Here is a 19,297-nt window from a genome sequence, read left to right on the forward strand (position 1 = left end):
GTGACCGGCGATTGCCGGAATTTGCGTTGGTCAACAACGGCGCCTGCGGCAGTTTGACGTGAAGCAGTCACGCGTCGTTGGTCCGAACTACGGGAGGTTCGGCGAAGCGGTTTCGAACAAAACTTCTTTGTGATGCGTGAAACTAAGTAGAGGCGTGTTCGTGTGGTGGCTGCGCCGTCATTGCGAGGAGCGCTTGCGACGAAGCAATCCAGACTGCCGCCGCGGATACATTTCTGGATTGCTTCGCTTCGCTCGCTATGACGAATTCGTGGCTTCGACCGCGTCTCAATCCCTGTTGTGCGGCGTCTGGATGAATCCGCGATTATGCGTCGGGCTGATCAGGAGCTCGTTGATGCAGACGCGCGGCGGCATGCTTGCGATGAAGGCGATGGTGCGGCCGAGATCTTCCGATTGCAGCATTCTCGCCTGCTCCTGCTCGCTCGGCACCACCGGGCGCTGCTTCAGGATGGGCGTGGCCACCTCGCCCGGCATCAGGCAGCAGGCGCGCAGGCCGTTGACGCATTCGTCCATGTTGAAGGAATGGGTCAATGCCAGCACCGCGTGCTTGGTGGTGGTGTAGGCCGGGCCCGGCATCTTCGAGACATGGCGGCCAGCCCACGACGAGACGTTGATGATCGAGCCGTCCTGCTGCTTGCGCATGGTCGGCAGCACCGCGCGCATGCAATAGAGCACGCCGTTGAGATTGACCTGGACCAGCCTGTCCCAGCCCTCCAGTTCCATGTCCTTCCAGCTCCGCTTCGGAACATTGATGCCGGCGTTGTTCACCAACAGGTCGATCCGGCCATGCTGGGCGACAATCTGGTCGGCCGCCTTCTGGGCCTCAGTGGCGACAGACACGTCCAGCGCGATGGCCTCGGCCGCTCCGCCCGCCTTGGCGATCTTCGCAACGACAGCATCCAGGGCGTCCTTGCGGCGGCCCGAGACCACCACCGTCCAGCCGTCGGCCGCGAGCGCCTCGGCGCCGGCTTCCCCGATCCCGCTCCCCCCGCCCGTCACCCAGGCCACGCGTTTCCCGTTTTTTGTCATGCCAACTGTCTCCGTTGCTTCATTGGGGCGGTTTTTGCTAATCCAGCCCTTGGTTTTGACCGGCCTTGCCAACAAGCCTTGTGGTCAAGCCTTGCGGTCGAGGAAATCTTGCATGAACCAAGCTGCCGACGCCAATTTGTTTTCCCGCCTGTTCGATGGTCTCGACGATCCAAAGCGCCTCGCGATCGAGACGCATGACGGGGCCCGCATCAGCTATGGCGACCTGATCGCGCGCGCGGGCCAGATGGCGAATGTGCTGGTCGCGCGCGGCGTCAAGCCCGGCGACCGCGTCGCGGTGCAGGTGGAGAAATCCGTTGCCAACATCGTGCTGTATCTGGCGACGGTGCGGGCCGGCGCGGTCTACCTGCCACTCAACACCGCCTACACGCTCAACGAGCTCGATTACTTCATCGGCGACGCTGAGCCGTCGCTGGTGGTCTGCGATCCCGCCAAGGCCGAAGGGCTCGCCCCGATCGCCGCCAAGGTGAAGGCCAAAGTCGAGACGCTCGGGCCCGACGGCAAGGGCTCGCTGACCGACGCCGCCGCCAAGGCGAGCAGCGAATTCACCACCGTGCCGCGGGCGAGCGACGATCTCGCCGCGATCCTCTACACGTCCGGCACCACCGGGCGTTCCAAAGGCGCGATGCTGACCCACGACAATCTCGCGTCGAACTCGCTGAGCCTGGTCGGCTACTGGCGCTTCACCGACAAGGACGTGCTGATCCACGCGCTGCCGATCTACCATACCCACGGCCTGTTCGTGGCGACCAACGTGACGCTGTTTGCGCGGGCATCGATGATCTTCCTGCCGAAGCTCGATCCGGATCTGATCATCAAGCTGATGGCGCGCGCCACGGTGCTGATGGGCGTGCCGACCTTCTACACGCGGCTGCTGCAGAACCCCGCGCTGTCGCGCGAGACCACGAAGCACATGCGGCTGTTCATCTCGGGCTCGGCGCCGCTGCTGGCCGAGACCCACCGCGAATGGGCGGCGCGCACCGGACACGCGGTGCTCGAGCGCTACGGCATGACCGAGACCAACATGAACACGTCGAATCCCTATGAGGGCGAGCGCGTGCCCGGCGCGGTCGGGTTTCCGCTGCCCGGTGTCTCCGTGCGCGTCACCGATCCCGAGACGGGCAAGGAATTGCCGCGCAACGAGATCGGCATGATCGAGGTCAAGGGCCCGAACGTGTTCAAGGGTTATTGGCGCATGCCGGAGAAGACCAAGGCCGAATTTCGTGACGACGGCTTCTTCATCACCGGGGATCTCGGCAAGATCGACGCCAAGGGCTACGTCCATATTTTGGGACGTGGCAAGGATCTCGTGATTTCCGGCGGCTTCAACGTCTACCCGAAGGAAATCGAGAGCGAGATCGACGCCATGCCGGGCGTGATCGAATCCGCCGTGATCGGCGTGCCCCATGCCGATTTCGGCGAAGGCGTCACCGCGGTCCTGGTCTGCAACAAGGGCGCCGAGATCAGCGAAGCCTCGGTGCTGAAGGCGCTCGACGGCCGCGTGGCAAAATTCAAGATGCCCAAGCGCGTCTTCGTCGTCGACGAACTGCCGCGCAACACCATGGGCAAGGTGCAGAAGAACGTGCTGCGCGATACCTACAAGGATATTTACGCGAAGAAGTGAGCGGCGCAATCGCGCCGGGGTGGGGACGCATGAACCGAAAGCAGGCCGTTCGGATCAACGATCATCTTCTTGATGCTTGCGAGGCCCTCGACCAGGCCCGAATGGCGATCGCAGGTCTTGGCAAAGCTGAGCGGATCGAGCTTGGAGATTGGCTTGATGCAATCGTCGGCGCTTTGCAAAATAAGCTATTCGCGCCGATTTACGAACAGCACCCGGATCTTGAGCCACCGGAGGCCGATTGGGAGCCGCCCTCGGTTACAAGCGAACTCACCTGGGATGAGGTACGCCTCCCCTCGCCCGTCACCGAGCATCAATTGGACGAAATCATTTTCTCGGTCATGAAACCGACCTGGCGGAAGACCGCCATGATGGTTCGGCTTGTGATGGATCGTTGCAAAGAACTTGCATTGTCGATCGAGGATGAAGTGATAGCAGCCCGATTGAAGGTGCTTTCCGACTGCGATCGTATCGAAGGTATCGGCGATCTCCGAATGTGGCGCCACAGCGAAGTACGATTGAAGGACTAGTCCGCCGCTCAGAACAGATCGGCGCGCGCCGTTCACTTCCTGTAGCGCACGCTCTCGACCCCGTCCTTGCGAGGAGACCTTGCGACGAAGCAATCCAGACTTCCTCCGCGGAGAGATTCTGGATTGCTTCCGCCTTCGCCAGAGGCTTCGGCGGACAAGTCGCTTCGCTCGCAATGACGGAGTCTGTGGTGCCTACTGTCCGCCCAACAGGCTCAGCACAAAGCGGCTGCCGACGATAAGCAGATAGCATCCGAACGCCGTCTCCAGGGTGCGCTTCGACATCGCATGCGCGGCGCTGACGCCGAGCGGTGCTGTCACGAGGCTCATCGGCATCACCAGCACGGCGCCGATCAGCGAGACGTAGCCGAGCGCAAACGGCGCCTGGAGGGCGACAACGCCCGGATGGCTCGAAGCCGCCGGCCAGCCGGCATAGACGTAGCCGAGCGCGCCGGGGATCGAGATCAGCACCGCGAGCGCGGATGAGGTCGCCACCGCCTGATGGATCGGGCGGCTGTAGAACGTCATCAGCAGGTTCGAGAACAGCCCGCCGCCGATGCCCATCAAGGTCGAGAGGATGCCGACGCAGAAGCCGTAGACGTGCATCAACGCGCCGTTCGGCAAGTCATCTCCGAGCTTCCAGCTCTCGCGTGCGAAAATCAGCCGTATCGCGGCGGACCAGGCGACGCAGACGAAGACGATCTTGAACAGCCGCTCGGGCGCGTAGCGCGCGGCCACGCTGCCGGCGATCACGCCGATCAGGATCGGCAGCCACCAGACGCGCAGGATCGCCATGTCGACGGCGCCGCGCTTGTAGTGCGCCTGGAACGAGCGGATCGACGTCGGGATGATCACCGCGAGCGAGGTGCCGACACACAGCGGCATGCGCACCTCCAGCGGCACGCCGGCGATGCGGAAGCATTCGTAGAATACCGGCACGAGGATTGCGCCGCCGCCGATGCCGAACACGCCGGCTAAAAAGCCGGAGAGCGCGCCGGTTGCGATCAGCAGCAGCGCGAGCTCTGCGATGTCCTTGATATCAAGACCTGCGATCACCCCTGACCTGCCCGGCGACTGATCGCAACTTCGCCGTTACCGACCGCTCGGCGGGAAGCTGCGCTCGAAGCTGTAGGCGATCTGATTTGTGCAGTCGACGTGTCGCGCTGTCCGGCTGGGGTGGAATGCTGGCGGCGCATATCCGGAACGGCGACAAAAGGATGGACCACGAGCCGGCTCGGGCCGGAGTGACGGGGCGCGCCGGAGCGGTCGCGGCCGCTTTGGCCGGTTTGGACGAGATGGTCCGTTTAGAGGCGTTCCAACAGCGATTTCAACGCACCTGACAGGGCTTTAGTAAGAATGAATATATATTCGCTCTATGATCCGTCTCGGCGGCTCTGGTATACCAAGCCGCTGATTGGTCTAGCTTCATCAACGCTCTAGCGCTGAACTCCCGTTCGATTTATGGCGAATTGGTGATTGCGCAGGCGGAATCGACTCCGTAAATAGAGCCAACCTCTCGCGATCCCCCCGCGCGCCCGGTTGGGCCGCCCTAGAACATCAAAGCCCATGACCGCACGGATCGAACGACCGCTTTCCCCACACGTCCAAGTCTACCGCTGGACGCTGACGATGGCGCTCTCCATCGTCCATCGCGCCACCGGTATCGCCCTTTATGTCGGAACCCTGCTGCTGGTCTGGTGGCTGATCGCGGCGGCGTCCGGCCCTGCCGCCTATGGCCACGTCCAGGCCTTCACCGGCAGCCTCATCGGCCGGCTCATCGTGTTCGGCTACACCTGGGCGCTGATGCACCATATGCTGAGCGGCATCCGGCACTTCGTCTGGGACCTCGGCTACGGCTTCAAGGCCAATGAGCGCGAAGCGCTGACCTGGGGCGCGCTGATCGGCGGCATCGTGCTGACGGTGCTGGTCTGGATCATCGCCTATGCGATCGGAGGCGGACGATGAGCTTTGACGAATCTCACGGCTCTCCCAAGGGCTCCTCGATGCGCACCCCTCTCGGCCGCGTCCGCAATCTCGGCGCGGCGCATTCCGGCACCGGTGATTTCTGGCGCCAGCGCATTACCGGCGTCGCCATGACGCTGCTGATGATCCCGGCGCTGGTGATCGTCATGATGCTGTTTGGCCGCAACCAGGTCTACGCTGCGCAGACTCTGAGCTCCATTCCCGTCGCGGTGATCCTGCTGCTCTTCATCCTCGCCAGCGCATGGCACATGAAGATCGGCATGCAGGTCGTGATCGAGGACTACATCCATAACGAGAAGCTGAAGCTCGTCTCGATCATGCTCAACAACTTCTTCTCGGTCGCCGTGGCGCTAGCCTCCACCTACGCGATCCTGAAACTTTCGTCCGGAGTGTAACCATGGCCGCCACAACCAATGGCAAGGGCGACGGCGCTCCCGCCACCAACGGAAAAGCCTACCCGATCGAAGACCACACCTATGACGTGGTCGTGGTCGGCGCCGGCGGCGCGGGCCTGCGCGCCGTGGTCGGCTGCAGCGAGGCCGGCCTGCGCACGGCCTGCATCACCAAGGTGTTTCCGACCCGCTCGCATACGGTCGCGGCGCAAGGCGGCATCTCCGCCGCGCTCGGCAACATGCACAAGGACGACTGGCGCTGGCACATGTACGACACCGTGAAGGGGTCGGACTGGCTCGGCGACCAGGACGCGATCGAATACATGGTGCGCAACGCGCCCGAGGCGGTCTACGAGCTCGAACATTGGGGCGTGCCGTTCTCGCGCACCGAGGACGGCAAGATCTACCAGCGCCCGTTCGGCGGCATGACCCTGGACTACGGCAAGGGCCAGGCGCAGCGCACCTGCGCCGCCGCCGACCGCACCGGTCACGCCATGCTGCACACGATGTACGGCCAGTCGCTGCGCCACGCGGCCGAGTTCTTCATCGAGTTCTTCGCGATCGACCTGATCATGGACGACCAGGGCACCTGCCGCGGCGTCATCGCGCTCAAGCTCGACGACGGCACGCTGCACCGCTTCCGGGCCCAGACCGTGATTCTGGCGACTGGCGGCTACGGCCGCGCCTATGCCTCCTGCACCTCGGCGCATACCTGCACCGGCGACGGCGGCGGCATGGTGCTGCGCGCCGGCCTGCCGATGCAGGACATGGAGTTCGTGCAGTTCCATCCGACCGGCATTTACGGCTCGGGCTGTCTCGTCACCGAAGGCGCGCGCGGCGAAGGCGGCTACCTCGTCAACTCCGAGGGCGAGCGCTTCATGGAGCGCTACGCGCCCTCCGCCAAGGACCTCGCCTCGCGCGACGTCGTCTCGCGCGCGATGACCATCGAAATCCGCGAAGGCCGCGGCGTCGGCAAGAAGAAGGACCACATCTTCCTTCATCTCGACCATCTCGATCCCGCGGTGCTGGCCGAGCGGCTGCCGGGCATCTCGGAATCCGCAAAGATCTTCGCCAATGTCGACGTGACGCGCGAGCCAATCCCGATCGTGCCGACCGTGCACTACAACATGGGTGGCATCCCCACCAATTATCACGGCGAAGTCCTGACCAAGAGGGATGGCGACGACAACGCGATCATTCCGGGCCTGATGGCGCTGGGCGAAGCCGCCTGCGTCTCCGTGCACGGCGCCAACCGCCTCGGCTCCAACTCGCTGATCGATCTCGTGGTGTTCGGCCGCGCCGCGGCGCTGCGCCTCGCCGAGAAGCTCACGCCCAATGCCAAGCAGCCGGAACTGCCGGCGAACTCGTCGGAGCTGGCGCTCGGCCGCCTCGACCATTATCGCTACGCCTCCGGCGGCACGCCCACCGCGAAACTGCGCGAGGGCATGCAGCATGTGATGCAGAACAATTGCGCGGTGTTCCGCACCGGCGACATCCTGAGCGAAGGCCAGAACCTGATCGAGAAGGTCCATAGCGGCATCAGCGACATCGCCGTGTCGGACCGTTCGCTGGTGTGGAACTCGGACCTCGTCGAGACGCTCGAGTTCGACAATCTGATCTCGCAGGCGGTGGTGACGATGAACTCGGCCGCCAACCGCACCGAGAGCCGCGGCGCCCATGCGCGCGAGGATTTTTCCGAGCGCGACGACAAGGACTGGATGAAGCACACGCTGGCCTGGCTCGACGATGCCGGCAAGGTCAAGATCGAGTACCGCCCGGTTCACAACTACACCATGACCAACGACGTGCAGTACATCCCGCCCAAAGCGCGCGTGTACTGAGGGGCAACGAGTGCTCGTTATTCCGGGATGGTCCGAACGACCAGACCCGGAATCTCGAGGTTCCGGGTTCGATGCTGCGCATCGCCCCGGAATGACGAAAGGTTAGAGCAATGGTTGAATTCGCACTTCCGAAGAACTCGAAGATATCAGGCGGCAAGACCTGGCCGAAGCCCGCGGGCGCGACTGAGGTTCGCGAATTCCGCGTCTATCGCTGGAATCCGGACGACGGCAAAAATCCGAGCGTCGACACCTATTACGTCGACACCCACGATTGCGGTCCGATGGTGCTGGACGGCCTGATCTGGATCAAGAACCACATCGACCCGTCGCTGACCTTCCGCCGCTCCTGCCGCGAAGGCGTCTGCGGCTCCTGCGCCATGAACATCGACGGGCAGAACACGCTGGCCTGCACCCGTTCGATGCACGACGTGAAGGACGGCGCGGTCAAGATCAATCCGCTGCCGCACCAGCCGGTGGTGAAGGATCTCGTCCCCGACCTCACCAATTTCTACGCGCAGTACGCCTCGATCGAGCCGTGGCTGAAGACGACCTCGCCGACGCCGCAGAAGGAATGGCGCCAGAGCCACGAGGACCGCGAGAAGCTCGACGGCTTGTATGAATGCATCCTGTGCGCCTGCTGCTCGACCTCGTGCCCGAGCTATTGGTGGAACAGCGAACGTTATCTCGGCCCTGCCGCGCTGCTCCAGGCCAACCGCTGGGTGTCCGATTCGCGGGATGAAGCCACCGGCGAGCGGCTCGACAATCTCGAGGATCCGTTCCGACTGTATCGCTGCCACACCATCATGAACTGCGCGAAGGCGTGCCCGAAGGGCCTCAACCCGGCCGAAGCCATTGCCGAGCTCAAGCTCAAGATGGTCGAACGCCAGATCTAGGCGACGTTTGTGCTGCAACCCCGGCCTGAGCGGCCGGGGCATTCCACGGCGGCCATCAATTTAAGTAGAATTTTCCCCTCACCTCCGTGGCGAGAGTGGGTCTGCTGAATTGCAACCAGAGGTCACAGCATAAGCAGCTTCCTTCTCAGCGGCATCTTCAGTTAAGCTCCCGTCAGGGACCGGAGCGACTGTGCAGGGCGCGCAACGCAATTCGCTGAGACTTTTGCAGTGGATGATGGCGGCATCCCTGGCGCTGCCGATTGCGCTGTTCGCGATCGCCTCCATGATCTCCTACACCTCGACCGCGGAGATCGCTGACCGCGAGATCGAGCGCACCCTCGATGTCGCGCATGAGCACGCGCTCAAGGTGTTCGAGACGATCGACCGCAGCCTCGCCGAGATCAACGAGGTCGTGCGTGGCGTTCCGGACGACATCATCCGGGCGCGCGAACCCGCGCTGCATCGGCGCCTGAAGCAGCTCACCGATTCGCTGCCGCAGCTCAAATCGGCCTGGATCTTCGACGCGGATGGAAGGTCGCTGGTCAACAGCCTTGCCTCGCCGCCGCCGGAGCAGAGTTTTGCCGACCGCGACTATTTCTATGCCCATGTCGACCAGACCATCGGCACGTTCATTGGGATGCCCCTGACACCGCGGCAGCCCTACCAAGGTGCGCGCTTCTTCGGCGTCAGCCGCCGCCGCGATTCCGACGATGGCAGCTTCATCGGCGTGATCCAGGCTTCCGTCCTGCCGGAATATTTCGAGAGCTTTTACGCCAGGATCGGCTCCGATCCCGGCAGCTTCTTCGCGATGGGTCGCACCGACGGGGTGCTGCTGGCGCAGTATCCGCGGCCCGATCGCGACCTCCGGCTCGACCCGAGCGGGACGGTCGGCCAGAAGATCGCGGCTCACCCGGAGCACGGGCTCATGACTGTCGCTTGGCCCTCGGACGGGATCGAACGGCGCATCGGCTACCGGCGCATCGCCGAATATCCGATCTATGTCAGCGCGGGGCTGGAGACCTCGGCGATCCGCGCGCGCTGGCTCGCCACCATGAGCCAGCATCTGGTATTCGGGGTTCCCGCGACCGCGCTGCTGTTCATTCTGCTGGCCTTGGCATTCCGGCGCACGCAGCATCTGCAGACCGAGGCCGCAAAGCGGCGCGAGGCCGAGGACGCGCTCAAGCACAGCCAGCGGCTGGAAGCGCTGGGCCAGCTCACCGGCGGCGTCGCCCACGACTTCAACAACCTCCTCACCGTAATCCGCGCGTCGGTCGATCTGTTGAACCGGCCGCAACTGAGCGAGGAGCGCCGGCAGCGCTACATCACGGCGATCGCGGAGGCGGTCTCGCGCGCGGCCAAGCTGACCTCGCAGCTGCTGGCCTTTGCACGGCGCCAGACCCTGAAGCCCGAAGTGTTCGATGTCGGCGCGCGGATGGAATCGCTGCGCGACATGCTGGTCACGCTGCTCGGACCGGCGATCGAGATCATCATGCGGCTGCCGGGGGAGCCTTGCCTGGTCAATGCCGATGCCGGCCAGTTCGAGACGGCGCTGATCAACATGGCGACCAATGCGCGCGATGCCATGCAAGGCAAGGGCCGGATCGTCTTCACGGTGCAGGCGGCGACGAATGTTCCGGACACGCTGGCGCAATCGTCGGGCAGCCGGTTCGGGGGTCGCCATGGCTTTGTCCGCGTCGCAGTCGGCGACACCGGAATCGGCATTCCCGCAACTCGGCTGGGGCGCATCTTCGAGCCGTTCTTCACCACCAAAGAGGTCGGTCAGGGCACCGGGCTCGGCCTGTCGCAGGTGTTCGGCTTCGCCGGGCAATCCGGCGGCGAGGTAACGGTGACGAGCGAGCTCGGCCAGGGCAGCACCTTCTCGCTCTACCTGCCGCGCGTCCCGGCGGATCTCTTGCCCCGCAGTCAGGCGCCGACCACGGCGCCGGCGATCGCCGGCAGCGGCATGTCGGTGCTGGTGGTCGAGGACAATATCGAGCTCGGCAACTTCGCCGCCGACGGACTGACCGAGCTCGGCTACAGCATTACGCTGGTCGACAATGCCACCGACGCGCTCGCCGAGCTGGTGGTCGATGCCGATCGGTTCGACGTCGTGTTCTCGGACGTGGTGATGCCTGGAATGACCGGGCTGGATCTCGCGCAGGCGATCCGTGATCGCAGCATCGGCGTGCCGGTCGTGCTGACCACGGGATATAGCGAGGCGTTGTCGCAGCAGGGCAGCCTCGGCTTCGAGCTCGTGCAAAAGCCCTATTCGATCGACGAGCTGTCGCGCGTGCTGCATCAGGCGGCGCGCCCAAGGCGGGTGCGCGACGGCGCCGCCGAATGACGCGGCGGGCGCACGGCAGCGCCGAACGGGGCCGCGTGAAGCCGTAGCCCGGATGGAGCGCAGCGCAATCCGGGACAGTCGAGCCAGACGCGAGAACCCTGGATTACGCTGCGCTCCATCCAGGCTACATTCTTTTCTCCACATTGGAGTCCTTATCAAAACCCGCTATGCATGCGCCGCTTGCAACAAGGACTTTTGGCTTGACGTCCGAGACCAACCCGTCGTCCGCGCCGTTCGGCGCCTTTGCCCCGAACGCGGCGCAGGCTGCGATCATTCGCCTCGCGCAACAATCGGGGCTGAAGCGCGGCGCATTCCGTCCCTGGCTGTCGCGGCTGGTCAATCTGCTGCGCGGCGGTCCGGTCGACATGCGGTATCAGGGCGCCTCGTTCCGTTTCCATCATCAGGGCAGCGCGACCGAGCGCGGCGCGCTGTTCAATCCCGACTACAATCTCGATGAGCTCGATTTCCTGCGGCAGCACACCCAAGCCGGCGGCGTGTTCGTCGACGTCGGCGCCAATGTCGGCACCTTTGCGCTGGTGATGGCGCAGCAGGTCGGATCCGACGGCAAGGTGGTGGCGATCGAGCCGCATCCGACGACGTTTGGACGGCTTTGCTTCAATCAGGCCGCATCGAAAGCGACCCAGGTGCGGCTGGTGCAGGCCGCCGCGGGCGACAGCGACGGCGAGCTGATGATCGAGAGCGGCGGCGGCAATCTCGGTGCTACGCATGTCGTCACTGGCCCGGTCAGCGGCAAGGCAATCAGGGTCCCGTCGTTGCGGCTGACACGCATTCTCGACGAGGCCGGCGTCACGAAAGTCGATTCGCTGAAAATCGACGTCGAAGGTTTTGAGGACCGCGTGCTGATCGGCTTCTTCCGCGATGCGCCACAATCGCTATGGCCTCGCGCGGTGGTGATCGAGCATCTGTCACAAAACGAATGGCGGGACGATTGTATTGCCGACATGGTCGCGCGCGGCTTTGCGATTGCGCGCAAGACGCGGAGCAATACATTCCTGTCACGTTGACGATGACGACCAACGGAGGTTGCGATGATCGACCATATGGGTTTCTCCGTCTCCGACTATGAGCGCGCCAAAACGTTCTACAGCAAAGCGCTGGCGCCGCTCGGCTACAGCCTGATCATGGAGGTCACGCAGGAGCAGACCGGCCACGATCCGGCCGCGGGCTTCGGCGCCGACGGCAAGCCGGATTTCTGGATCGGCGGCGAGGGTGGGCTGAACAAGCCGGTGCATGTCGCCATTCTCGCGAAAGACCGTGCCACGGTCGATGCCTTTTACAAGGCAGCGATGGCGGCCGGCGGCCGCGACAACGGGTCGCCCGGCATCCGTGCGCATTATCATCCGAGCTATTATGGCGCGTTCGTGCTCGATCCCGACGGCCACAACATCGAGGCCGTCTGCCACGCGCCCGAATAAGACGACGATTCGAGGCGGAACATCAGCGCCGCGTCGTCGTTGTCGTCCTCCGGACAACTGGTCGCGATGATGCCGATGCCGATCGAACCGCCTGAGATACCGCCGTCGACACCGGGCACGCCCACCGAGCCACCACCCGGAGTCCCACCCGGCGGTCCGCAGCCTGAAATCACGCCGCCAGTGCGCGAGCCCGGCGAATCACCCTCGCCCGATGAATTGCCGGGCCGCATGCCCGAGGAGATTCCATCGCGTGGACCGAGCGGGCCGCTCATGCCCAATCCCGCGACCGATGCGAAATCGTCGCAGGATCGCGCGTGAGGGGAACGATCACATGGCCGGCGATTGCAACCTGCCTCTGAATGCGCAATGAACGTCGCCAGCGTGACGTGATTTGCGTGCAGAAATAAATCGGGCCGCGACCTCTTCGCCCGCCACAATGCGGCCCTACGCGTAGCTGTTCATCCCAGCACTTCGTCAAAGAACCTTCCGGGGAAGTTCACCATCATGACCAATCTTCGTTTCGTGCTGCTCGCCACGACCGCTCTGACCGCGATGCAATTCGCCAGCTCCGCATCGCATGCGCAAAGCGCAGCGCCGATCGTGGTTGCGCAGGCCCAGAGCCCAGAGACGGGCCCTGACGGAAAACCGAAGCAGCCTCCGAAGGGAGCGCCAGCGGCGCCCGCGCGCCCGGCCACACCCCCGCCGACGGCAGCACCGCCCCACCCGCCAGCTCCGCCCCCGCCGGCTGCCGCGCCGGCGCGCCCAACTCCGCCGCCGCCACCGCCGGCGGCACGTCCAGCTCCTCCTCCGCCACCACCACCCCCTGCCGCTCCGAAGCCGCCGTCGCCGCCTCCGGCCCCGGCGCCGCAGCAGCATGCTCCGCCCCCTCCGCCGCCGCCACCACCCGCGGCACGTCCGGCTCCGACCCCGCCGCCGGCCCCTCCCGCAGCGGCTCCGCAGCAGCACGCGCCGATAGCACCGGCTCCAACGGGACGGCCCACGCCTGCGCCGACGGCAACGCCCTCGGCAGCACCGACGGCGGGACGGCCCACGCCTGCCCCGAGCGCAACACCTGCACCTACGCCTGCGCCGACCGCGACGCCGGCTCCGGGCAGCACGCCCGGCGCACCCCCGGCGGGACGCCCCGGTTCATCCCCGCCCGGTCGTTCAGGCCAGCCTCCGGCAGCAGGATCATCGCCCGCTCCAGGCGCTACGCCCGCGCCAGCGACCACGCCGACGCCCGGTGCCGGCACTCCGACCGCCCCGTCAGGGCGTCCGGGTGCGGCACCGACGCCTGCGCCCAGCGCAACCCCAGCACCGACCCCGGCCCCCGGCACTCCGACCGCGCCGTCGGGACGTCCGGGTCCGGCAGCGACGCCTGCGCCCGGCGCAACCCCTGCACCGAGCGCGACGCCGGCCCCCGGCGGCCTACCCGGACGTCAGGGCGGAACGCCTCCTGCCGGCGCGCCGGCTGCCGGAACTCCGACTGCGCCGCCGCAGGCGGGCCTGCCGCCGCGGCCGCCGACTCCCCCCGCCGGCGCCGCAGCGCCATCTGCCGTGTCTGGCACGGCGGCCGCAGCGCCACCGCCCGGTAGGGCGCAATACACTCCGCCGACGGTCACGCCCGCTTTCCGCGCCGCGCCCACGACCACCACGCCCCTGCCGCCGCCGCCGCGTCCGCCGCAGCGCGACCTGACGCCGCTCGCGTTCGGCGCGGGCGTAGTGGCCGGCGCGGTGATCGGTGCGACCATCGCCGACTATCGCAACCAGCGGCACGAGGTCGTCGAAGGCGGCCGCACCGTCTACACCGAGCCGGACCGCATCATCATCCGCGACCCGGGCGGGCAGGAATACGTCCGCGGCAACGATCTCTATCGCTTCCGCTACGGTGCCCGCGACATCCGCACCGAGACTGTCGGCGGCGAAACCCGCACCGTCGTGATCCGTCCCGACGGCAGCGAGGTGATCACCGTCGTCGGTGCGGACGGCTCGCTGCTGCGCCGAATCCGCAGAGACCGCGGCGGGCGCGAGATCGTCATCATCGACAACAGCTACCGCGATCCGCAGTCGGTCGGCGGCTTCTATGTTGACGTGCCGCCGCCGGTCGTCAGCATTCCCTACGATCGCTACATCGTCGACGCGCAGGAGGCGTCGCCGGACGTGATCTACGAGACCATGGAGGCACCGCCGGTGCAGCGGATCGATCGGCGCTACTCGCTCGACGAGATCCGCTACAGTCCCAATGTTCGCATGCAGATGCCGAGCATCGACGTCAACACGATCAATTTCGAATCGGGATCGTGGACCATCCCGCAGGACCAGGCGGCGCGGCTGCAAGCGATCGCCGACGGCCTCAACCGGGCGATCCAGCGCAACCCGCGCGAAGTGTTCCTGATCGAGGGACACACCGATGCGACCGGCAACGACGTCGACAATCTGTCATTGTCGGATCGCCGTGCGCAGGCCGCGGCCGAATTGCTGACGCAGCAATTCGGTGTGCCGGCGGAGAACCTGACCTCGCAGGGCTACGGCAGGCAGTATCTGAAGGAGCAGACGGACGGGCCAAGCCGGATCAACCGGCGCGTCACCGTGCGCCGCATCACCCCGCTGCTCAACGGCGGGCAGGCCTCGCTGCCCCCGCCCCCGCCCGGCACCGTGCCGCCGCGCTGAGGCGACAGCCACAAAGGCAAAATGGCCGGGAGTGATCCCGGCCATTTTTGTTCGTGTCATGCTTGCTTTCGTAGCCCGGATGGAGCGCAGCGAAATCCGGGAGGGTCTCTCCGCGTTGCAAGGCCCCGGATTGCGCTGCGCTCCATCCGGGCTACGAAGGAATCAATCCTTGTCGCTCTCGAGCTTGAAGATCTGCGAGCCTTCGCTGCCCGAGAGCAGACCCGTATCCGTGTAGAGCTTCAGCTTGGTGCGCGTGTCGGCGATGTCGAGATTGCGCATGGTGAGCTGGCCGATGCGATGCTCCGGCGTGAACGGTGCGTCCTCGACCTTCTCCATGCTGAGCCGCTCCGGGGCGTAGGTCAGGTTGGGGCTTTCCGTGTTCAGCAGCGAATAGTCGTTGCCGCGGCGCAGTTCGAGCGTGACCTCGCCGGTGACGGCGCGTGCGACCCAGCGCTGCGCGGTCTCGCGCAGCATCAAGGCTTGCGGATCGAACCAGCGGCCCTGGTACAGCAGGCGGCCGAGGCGCATGCCGCTGATGCGGTATTGCTCGATGGTGTCCTCGTTGTGGATGCCGGTGACGAGGCGCTCATAGGCGATGTGCAGCAGCGCCATGCCGGGCGCCTCGTAGATGCCGCGGCTCTTGGCCTCGATGATGCGGTTCTCGATCTGGTCGCTCATGCCGAGGCCGTGACGGCCACCGATGGCATTGGCTTCGAGCAACAGCGCGACGGGATCGCTGAAGGTCTGGCCGTTCAGCGCCGTGGGCTGGCCCTCCTCGAAACGCACCACGACCTTTTCGGCCTTGACGCTGCAGTCGTCGCGCCAGAACGGCACGCCCATGATCGGGTTGACGATCTTGATGCCGCTGTCGAGGCTTTCGAGGTCCTTGGCTTCATGCGTGGCGCCGAGCAGATTGCTGTCGGTCGAATACGCCTTCTCGGCGCTCATCTTGTAGGCGAAACCCTGCGCGGTCATGAACGCCGACATCTCGGCGCGGCCGCCGAGTTCGTCGATGAACTGCTGGTCGAGCCAGGGCTTGTAGATGCGCAGGCCCGGATTAGTCAAAAGCCCGTAGCGATAGAAACGCTCGATGTCGTTGCCCTTGAAGGTCGAGCCGTCGCCCCAGATGTTGACGCCGTCTTCCTTCATCGCGGCGACCAGCATCGTGCCGGTGACGGCGCGCCCCAATGGCGTGGTGTTGAAATAGGTGAGGCCGCCGGTCGAGATGTGGAAGGCGCCGGACTGGATCGCGGCGATGCCTTCATGGACGAGCTGCGTGCGGCAATCGACCAGCAGGGCTTTCTCCGCACCGAACTCCATCGCCTTGCGCGGGATCTCGTTGTAGTCGGCCTCATCGGGCTGGCCGAGATTGGCGGTATAGGCGTAGCAGCGCGCGCCCTTCTGCTTCATCCAGAGCAGTGCGGCGCTGGTGTCGAGACCGCCCGAAAACGCGATGCCGACTTTCTCGCCCTTGGGCAGGCTTTTCAGGATCGTGGTCATGAGGCTTCCAATCGGGTCTCGAAGGGGCGGATGGCGGGTGTGGTTTGACCGCGCGATTATCAAATTTCGCGGGGCTGAGCACGCATTTAATGGCTCAAATCGACGCTGTGGGACCTGGCTTGCGGCTGAACAGGCGCTGGCGGAAGCGGTAGGCGGGCATGTTCAGCCGGGTCAGGGCGGCATCGACCGCCTCGTCCGAAAACCGCGTTCGCGGCCAGCGATAGATTAGCGCATAGGCAAACCAGATCACGACAAAGGTGACGAGGCCGGCGATCGAAACATCGGTGAAGAAGTGACCGCCGAACGCCATTCGCAGGGCGCTGGTGACGAGGCCGAACACCACGGCGCCGGCATAAGCCAAGGGCCGCCATGCAGGTGGCGCCAGCGCAGCCGGGGCCACCGTCCAGAACGCGGTCGCGCCCTCGCCCGAGAAGAACGAGCAGTTGCGCGCGCAGCCGCCGCGCGGATCCCACCACGGCACGAACTGCAGATCGCCGGCGAACTCCGTCACCACCACCGGACGCGGACGGCCCCAATAGGTCTTGAACGTGAGATTGGTGAGGATGCCAGCCGACAGAATGATGGTGACCAGCAGGAAGATGATCGCGCGCCCCGACACCATCAGCGGGCGATCGGGCCGGGCCATCTTGGCCACGAGCGCGATCAGAGGCGGCAGCACGAACACCCACGCAACCCACATCGCGACATTTCGCGCGAACCCGGCCCAATCGCTCAGCTTGAGCGGAAATGTCTTGGTCTGGGGATCGAAGAACAGCGCGGCGAGCTTGAGGTCGAGCTCGGGATAGAGCCCGAAGACGATGCCGATCACGAGCCACAGCGCCAGGGCAATGAAGAGTCCGGTCCGGTTCATAGCGCGCGGTTTAGCGGAGTGACGAGGGGATGAAAACCCTCGCAGCGGTCATTCCGGGATGGTCCGAAGGACCAGACCCGGAATCTCGAGATTCCGGGTTCGATGCTTCGCATCGCCCCGGAATGACGGTGCTGACTACCGCACATCCGGCCGGGACTGCGACGGCAGCGGCGGAGGCGGCTGGCGCGGGGGCAACGGCTGGCGCCAGGCACCGGCGTTGCGGCCGGCGATCAGCCAGTAAACCACGCCGGCGACGATGCCCGCGCCGGTCATGATCTCCAGGTGACGCCGCACGACGCCCTCGAATTGCAGTGTCTCGGAGTGAAAGGGAACGAGGCCGAGATAACAGGCAAGCCCGACCAGGCCACCGCCGACGGCGTAGGCGAGCGCGCTGCGAATATAGAGCGCCTCGGTGACCGCAACGATCACCGCCGCCGGCACCAGCGCAAAACCGGAGACGAAGATGAAGCCGAACCCGAGCAGGATGTCGATCGTGCCCTGATCGACGGGACCCGCGCCAAGATCGGCGAATTCCGGAAACAGCAGCGCAAGCACGACGATCATGCCGCCGACGAAACAGGCGGCGAGAAAGCCGATGAAGATGACGATGAGGCGGCCGATCAGGGACATGACGGCACCCTCGCCGTCATTGCGAACCACCGGGTCCGCGCGAAGCGCGGCCCGATGACAGGCTCCGCGAAGCAATCCAGTCTGCCTCTGCGGAAAGACTCTGGATTGCTTCGCTTCGCTCGCAATGACGGGGAGGCGAGAGCGTTGACATGATCGCTAATCCGTCATCGCCATGGCGCGGAGCGCCTGGCGTTCTCTTGCGGAGAGCTTCTCGGTCTCCGACTTGAGCTGACCGCAGGCGGCGAGGATGTCGCGGCCGCGCGGGGTGCGTACCGGCGAGGAATAGCCGGCGTTGAAGATGTATTCGGAGAATTTTTCGATCTGGTCCCAGTCCGAACATTCATAGGCCGTGCCAGGCCAGGGATTGAACGGGATCAGGTTGATCTTGGCGTGGATGCCCTTGAGCAGCTTGACCAGCAGCTTCGCATCCTCGAGCGAATCGTTGACGCCCTTGAGCATCACATATTCGAAGGTGATGCGGCGCGCGTTCGACGCGCCGGGATAGTCGCGGCAAGCCTGCAACAATTCGGCGATCGGATATTTGCGGTTGAGCGGCACCAGCTCGTTGCGCAGCTCGTCACGCACTGCATGCAGCGAGATCGCGAGCATCACGCCGATCTCGTCGCCGGCGCGCCCGATGTTCGGCACGACGCCGGAGGTCGACAGCGTAATGCGGCGGCGGGAAATGCCGATGCCTTCATTGTCGCCGACGATCAGCAGCGCATCGCGCACCGCCTCGAAATTGTAGAGCGGCTCGCCCATGCCCATCATCACGATATTGGTGACCCGACGCGTGCCGTCCTCGCGATCGGCCCAGTCGTTCAGGCGATCGCGCGCCACCATCACCTGTCCGACGATCTCGCCGGCGGTGAGATTGCGCACCAGGCGCTGGGTCCCGGTGTGGCAGAACGAGCAGTTCAAGGTGCAGCCGACCTGAGAGGAAACACACAATGTGCCGCGATCGTTCTCGGGAATGTAGACGCACTCGACTTCGTGCGCCTTTTCGACATTGTCGCCGCTCGGCAGCCGCAGCAGCCATTTGCGCGTGCCGTCATTGGATATCTGTTCGGCCACGACATCGGGCCGGTCGACGGTGAAATGCAAGGCGAGATCGGTGCGAATGCCCTTCGAGACCGAGGTCATCTCGTCAAAATTCTGGGCCCCCCGGAAATACATCCAGTGCCACAACTGCTGCACGCGCATCTTGCGCTGGGCCGGAGCCACGCCGATCTCGCCGAGACGATCGGCGAGCTCGTTGCGCGACAGTCCGATGAGCGACGGCTTTGCCGGCGGCACATAGACTTCGAGTGGAGTCTTCTCCACCAGTATTGCATTGCGCGGCTCGGTCGTCGGTTGCATTGAAAGGACCTGATTAGGTGGTCGTTCCGGGATGGTCCGAAGGACCAGACCCGGAACCTCGAGATTCTCAGGTGCGCAATTGCGCACCATAGTTCGCGCTTCGCGCGCCCCGGAATGACGGGAGAAAGTCTAGTACGCGCCCTATATAGCAACCAGACCTGTCGA

The 19,297-nt window shown here is 65.0% G+C and carries 17 protein-coding genes; 11 read left to right on the forward strand and 6 right to left on the reverse strand.

What is annotated here, in order from left to right; translation table 11 throughout:
• Positions 1–285: 285 nt before the first annotated feature.
• The gene (locus AC0L2O_RS25565) at positions 286–1,047 is read right to left on the reverse strand and encodes an SDR family oxidoreductase (protein WP_409191205.1); all 762 of its coding nucleotides are present in this window, start codon (positions 1,045–1,047) and stop codon (positions 286–288) included.
• 112 nt (positions 1,048–1,159) lie between these two features.
• On the opposite strand from AC0L2O_RS25565, the gene AC0L2O_RS25570 reads away from it, so the two are divergent.
• Positions 1,160–2,689 (forward strand): malonate--CoA ligase, encoded by a 1,530-nt coding sequence (locus AC0L2O_RS25570; RefSeq protein ID WP_473371650.1) that lies wholly within the window; start codon positions 1,160–1,162, stop codon positions 2,687–2,689.
• A 29-nt stretch (positions 2,690–2,718) separates the two neighbouring features.
• On the forward strand, positions 2,719–3,216 hold the full coding sequence (locus tag AC0L2O_RS25575; RefSeq protein ID WP_473371651.1) for a DUF3658 domain-containing protein: 498 nt from the start codon (positions 2,719–2,721) through the stop codon (positions 3,214–3,216).
• Positions 3,217–3,408: 192 nt separating this feature from the next.
• On the opposite strand, the gene AC0L2O_RS25580 is transcribed toward AC0L2O_RS25575, so the two are convergent.
• A complete protein-coding gene (locus AC0L2O_RS25580; RefSeq protein ID WP_473371652.1) occupies positions 3,409–4,269 on the reverse strand; it encodes a sulfite exporter TauE/SafE family protein in 861 nt (286 codons plus the stop codon).
• Between the two features lie 510 nt (positions 4,270–4,779).
• On the opposite strand from AC0L2O_RS25580, the gene sdhC reads away from it, so the two are divergent.
• From sdhC to AC0L2O_RS25625, 9 genes are all read left to right on the forward strand, one after another.
• The gene (gene sdhC, locus AC0L2O_RS25585) at positions 4,780–5,178 is read left to right on the forward strand and encodes a succinate dehydrogenase, cytochrome b556 subunit (RefSeq protein ID WP_369720009.1); all 399 of its coding nucleotides are present in this window, start codon (positions 4,780–4,782) and stop codon (positions 5,176–5,178) included.
• Positions 5,175–5,591, forward strand: a complete 417-nt coding sequence (gene sdhD, locus AC0L2O_RS25590; RefSeq protein ID WP_473371653.1) for a succinate dehydrogenase, hydrophobic membrane anchor protein — start codon at positions 5,175–5,177, stop codon at positions 5,589–5,591. Before sdhC ends, sdhD begins: the two co-directional genes overlap by 4 nt.
• 2 nt (positions 5,592–5,593) lie before the next feature.
• The gene (gene sdhA, locus AC0L2O_RS25595; RefSeq protein ID WP_473371654.1) at positions 5,594–7,429 is read left to right on the forward strand and encodes a succinate dehydrogenase flavoprotein subunit; all 1,836 of its coding nucleotides are present in this window, start codon (positions 5,594–5,596) and stop codon (positions 7,427–7,429) included.
• Positions 7,430–7,539: 110 nt separating this feature from the next.
• Positions 7,540–8,322: a succinate dehydrogenase iron-sulfur subunit gene (locus AC0L2O_RS25600; protein WP_369720012.1), complete on the forward strand. Its 783-nt coding sequence runs from the start codon at positions 7,540–7,542 to the stop codon at positions 8,320–8,322.
• Between the two features lie 190 nt (positions 8,323–8,512).
• Positions 8,513–10,666: a hybrid sensor histidine kinase/response regulator gene (locus AC0L2O_RS25605; protein WP_473371655.1), complete on the forward strand. Its 2,154-nt coding sequence runs from the start codon at positions 8,513–8,515 to the stop codon at positions 10,664–10,666.
• 167 nt (positions 10,667–10,833) lie between these two features.
• Positions 10,834–11,691 carry an FkbM family methyltransferase gene (locus AC0L2O_RS25610; RefSeq protein WP_409191207.1) on the forward strand — a complete coding sequence of 286 codons (858 nt, stop codon included), beginning with the start codon at positions 10,834–10,836 and terminating at the stop codon, positions 11,689–11,691.
• 24 nt (positions 11,692–11,715) lie between these two features.
• Positions 11,716–12,102: a VOC family protein gene (locus tag AC0L2O_RS25615; RefSeq protein WP_473371656.1), complete on the forward strand. Its 387-nt coding sequence runs from the start codon at positions 11,716–11,718 to the stop codon at positions 12,100–12,102.
• A 75-nt stretch (positions 12,103–12,177) separates the two neighbouring features.
• Positions 12,178–12,420: a hypothetical protein gene (locus AC0L2O_RS25620; RefSeq protein ID WP_473371657.1), complete on the forward strand. Its 243-nt coding sequence runs from the start codon at positions 12,178–12,180 to the stop codon at positions 12,418–12,420.
• Positions 12,421–12,606: 186 nt separating this feature from the next.
• Positions 12,607–14,772, forward strand: coding sequence for an OmpA family protein (locus AC0L2O_RS25625; protein ID WP_473371658.1), 2,166 nt, complete (start codon positions 12,607–12,609; stop codon positions 14,770–14,772).
• A 162-nt stretch (positions 14,773–14,934) separates the two neighbouring features.
• Here AC0L2O_RS25625 and argG read toward each other — a convergent pair whose 3' ends face one another.
• From argG to rlmN, 4 genes are all read right to left on the reverse strand, one after another.
• A complete protein-coding gene (gene argG / locus AC0L2O_RS25630) occupies positions 14,935–16,272 on the reverse strand; it encodes an argininosuccinate synthase (RefSeq protein ID WP_409191210.1) in 1,338 nt (445 codons plus the stop codon).
• Positions 16,273–16,366: 94 nt separating this feature from the next.
• Positions 16,367–17,143, reverse strand: coding sequence for a phosphatase PAP2 family protein (locus AC0L2O_RS25635; RefSeq protein ID WP_473371659.1), 777 nt, complete (start codon positions 17,141–17,143; stop codon positions 16,367–16,369).
• Between the two features lie 135 nt (positions 17,144–17,278).
• Positions 17,279–17,773 (reverse strand): hypothetical protein, encoded by a 495-nt coding sequence (locus tag AC0L2O_RS25640; protein ID WP_473371660.1) that lies wholly within the window; start codon positions 17,771–17,773, stop codon positions 17,279–17,281.
• A 156-nt stretch (positions 17,774–17,929) separates the two neighbouring features.
• Complete coding sequence (gene rlmN / locus AC0L2O_RS25645; protein WP_473371661.1) at positions 17,930–19,132, reverse strand: dual-specificity RNA methyltransferase RlmN; 1,203 nt, start codon at positions 19,130–19,132, stop codon at positions 17,930–17,932.
• Positions 19,133–19,297: the final 165 nt, after the last annotated feature.

Source organism: Bradyrhizobium sp. Kon10 (assembly GCF_055807395.1).

What these genes read in the sequence shown, in the direction of transcription:
- AC0L2O_RS25565 (WP_409191205.1), bottom strand. Translation starts at nt 1,047, where the DNA reads ATGACAAAAAACGGGAAACGCGTGGCCTGGGTGACGGGCGGGGGGAGC.
- AC0L2O_RS25570 (WP_473371650.1), top strand. Translation starts at nt 1,160, where the DNA reads ATGAACCAAGCTGCCGACGCCAATTTGTTTTCCCGCCTGTTCGATGGT.
- AC0L2O_RS25575 (WP_473371651.1), top strand. Translation starts at nt 2,719, where the DNA reads ATGAACCGAAAGCAGGCCGTTCGGATCAACGATCATCTTCTTGATGCT.
- sdhC (WP_369720009.1), top strand. Translation starts at nt 4,780, where the DNA reads ATGACCGCACGGATCGAACGACCGCTTTCCCCACACGTCCAAGTCTAC.
- sdhD (WP_473371653.1), top strand. Translation starts at nt 5,175, where the DNA reads ATGAGCTTTGACGAATCTCACGGCTCTCCCAAGGGCTCCTCGATGCGC.
- sdhA (WP_473371654.1), top strand. Translation starts at nt 5,594, where the DNA reads ATGGCCGCCACAACCAATGGCAAGGGCGACGGCGCTCCCGCCACCAAC.
- AC0L2O_RS25600 (WP_369720012.1), top strand. Translation starts at nt 7,540, where the DNA reads ATGGTTGAATTCGCACTTCCGAAGAACTCGAAGATATCAGGCGGCAAG.
- AC0L2O_RS25610 (WP_409191207.1), top strand. Translation starts at nt 10,834, where the DNA reads ATGCATGCGCCGCTTGCAACAAGGACTTTTGGCTTGACGTCCGAGACC.
- AC0L2O_RS25615 (WP_473371656.1), top strand. Translation starts at nt 11,716, where the DNA reads ATGATCGACCATATGGGTTTCTCCGTCTCCGACTATGAGCGCGCCAAA.
- AC0L2O_RS25620 (WP_473371657.1), top strand. Translation starts at nt 12,178, where the DNA reads ATGCCGATCGAACCGCCTGAGATACCGCCGTCGACACCGGGCACGCCC.
- AC0L2O_RS25625 (WP_473371658.1), top strand. Translation starts at nt 12,607, where the DNA reads ATGACCAATCTTCGTTTCGTGCTGCTCGCCACGACCGCTCTGACCGCG.
- argG (WP_409191210.1), bottom strand. Translation starts at nt 16,272, where the DNA reads ATGACCACGATCCTGAAAAGCCTGCCCAAGGGCGAGAAAGTCGGCATC.
- AC0L2O_RS25635 (WP_473371659.1), bottom strand. Translation starts at nt 17,143, where the DNA reads ATGAACCGGACCGGACTCTTCATTGCCCTGGCGCTGTGGCTCGTGATC.
- AC0L2O_RS25640 (WP_473371660.1), bottom strand. Translation starts at nt 17,773, where the DNA reads ATGTCCCTGATCGGCCGCCTCATCGTCATCTTCATCGGCTTTCTCGCC.
- rlmN (WP_473371661.1), bottom strand. Translation starts at nt 19,132, where the DNA reads ATGCAACCGACGACCGAGCCGCGCAATGCAATACTGGTGGAGAAGACT.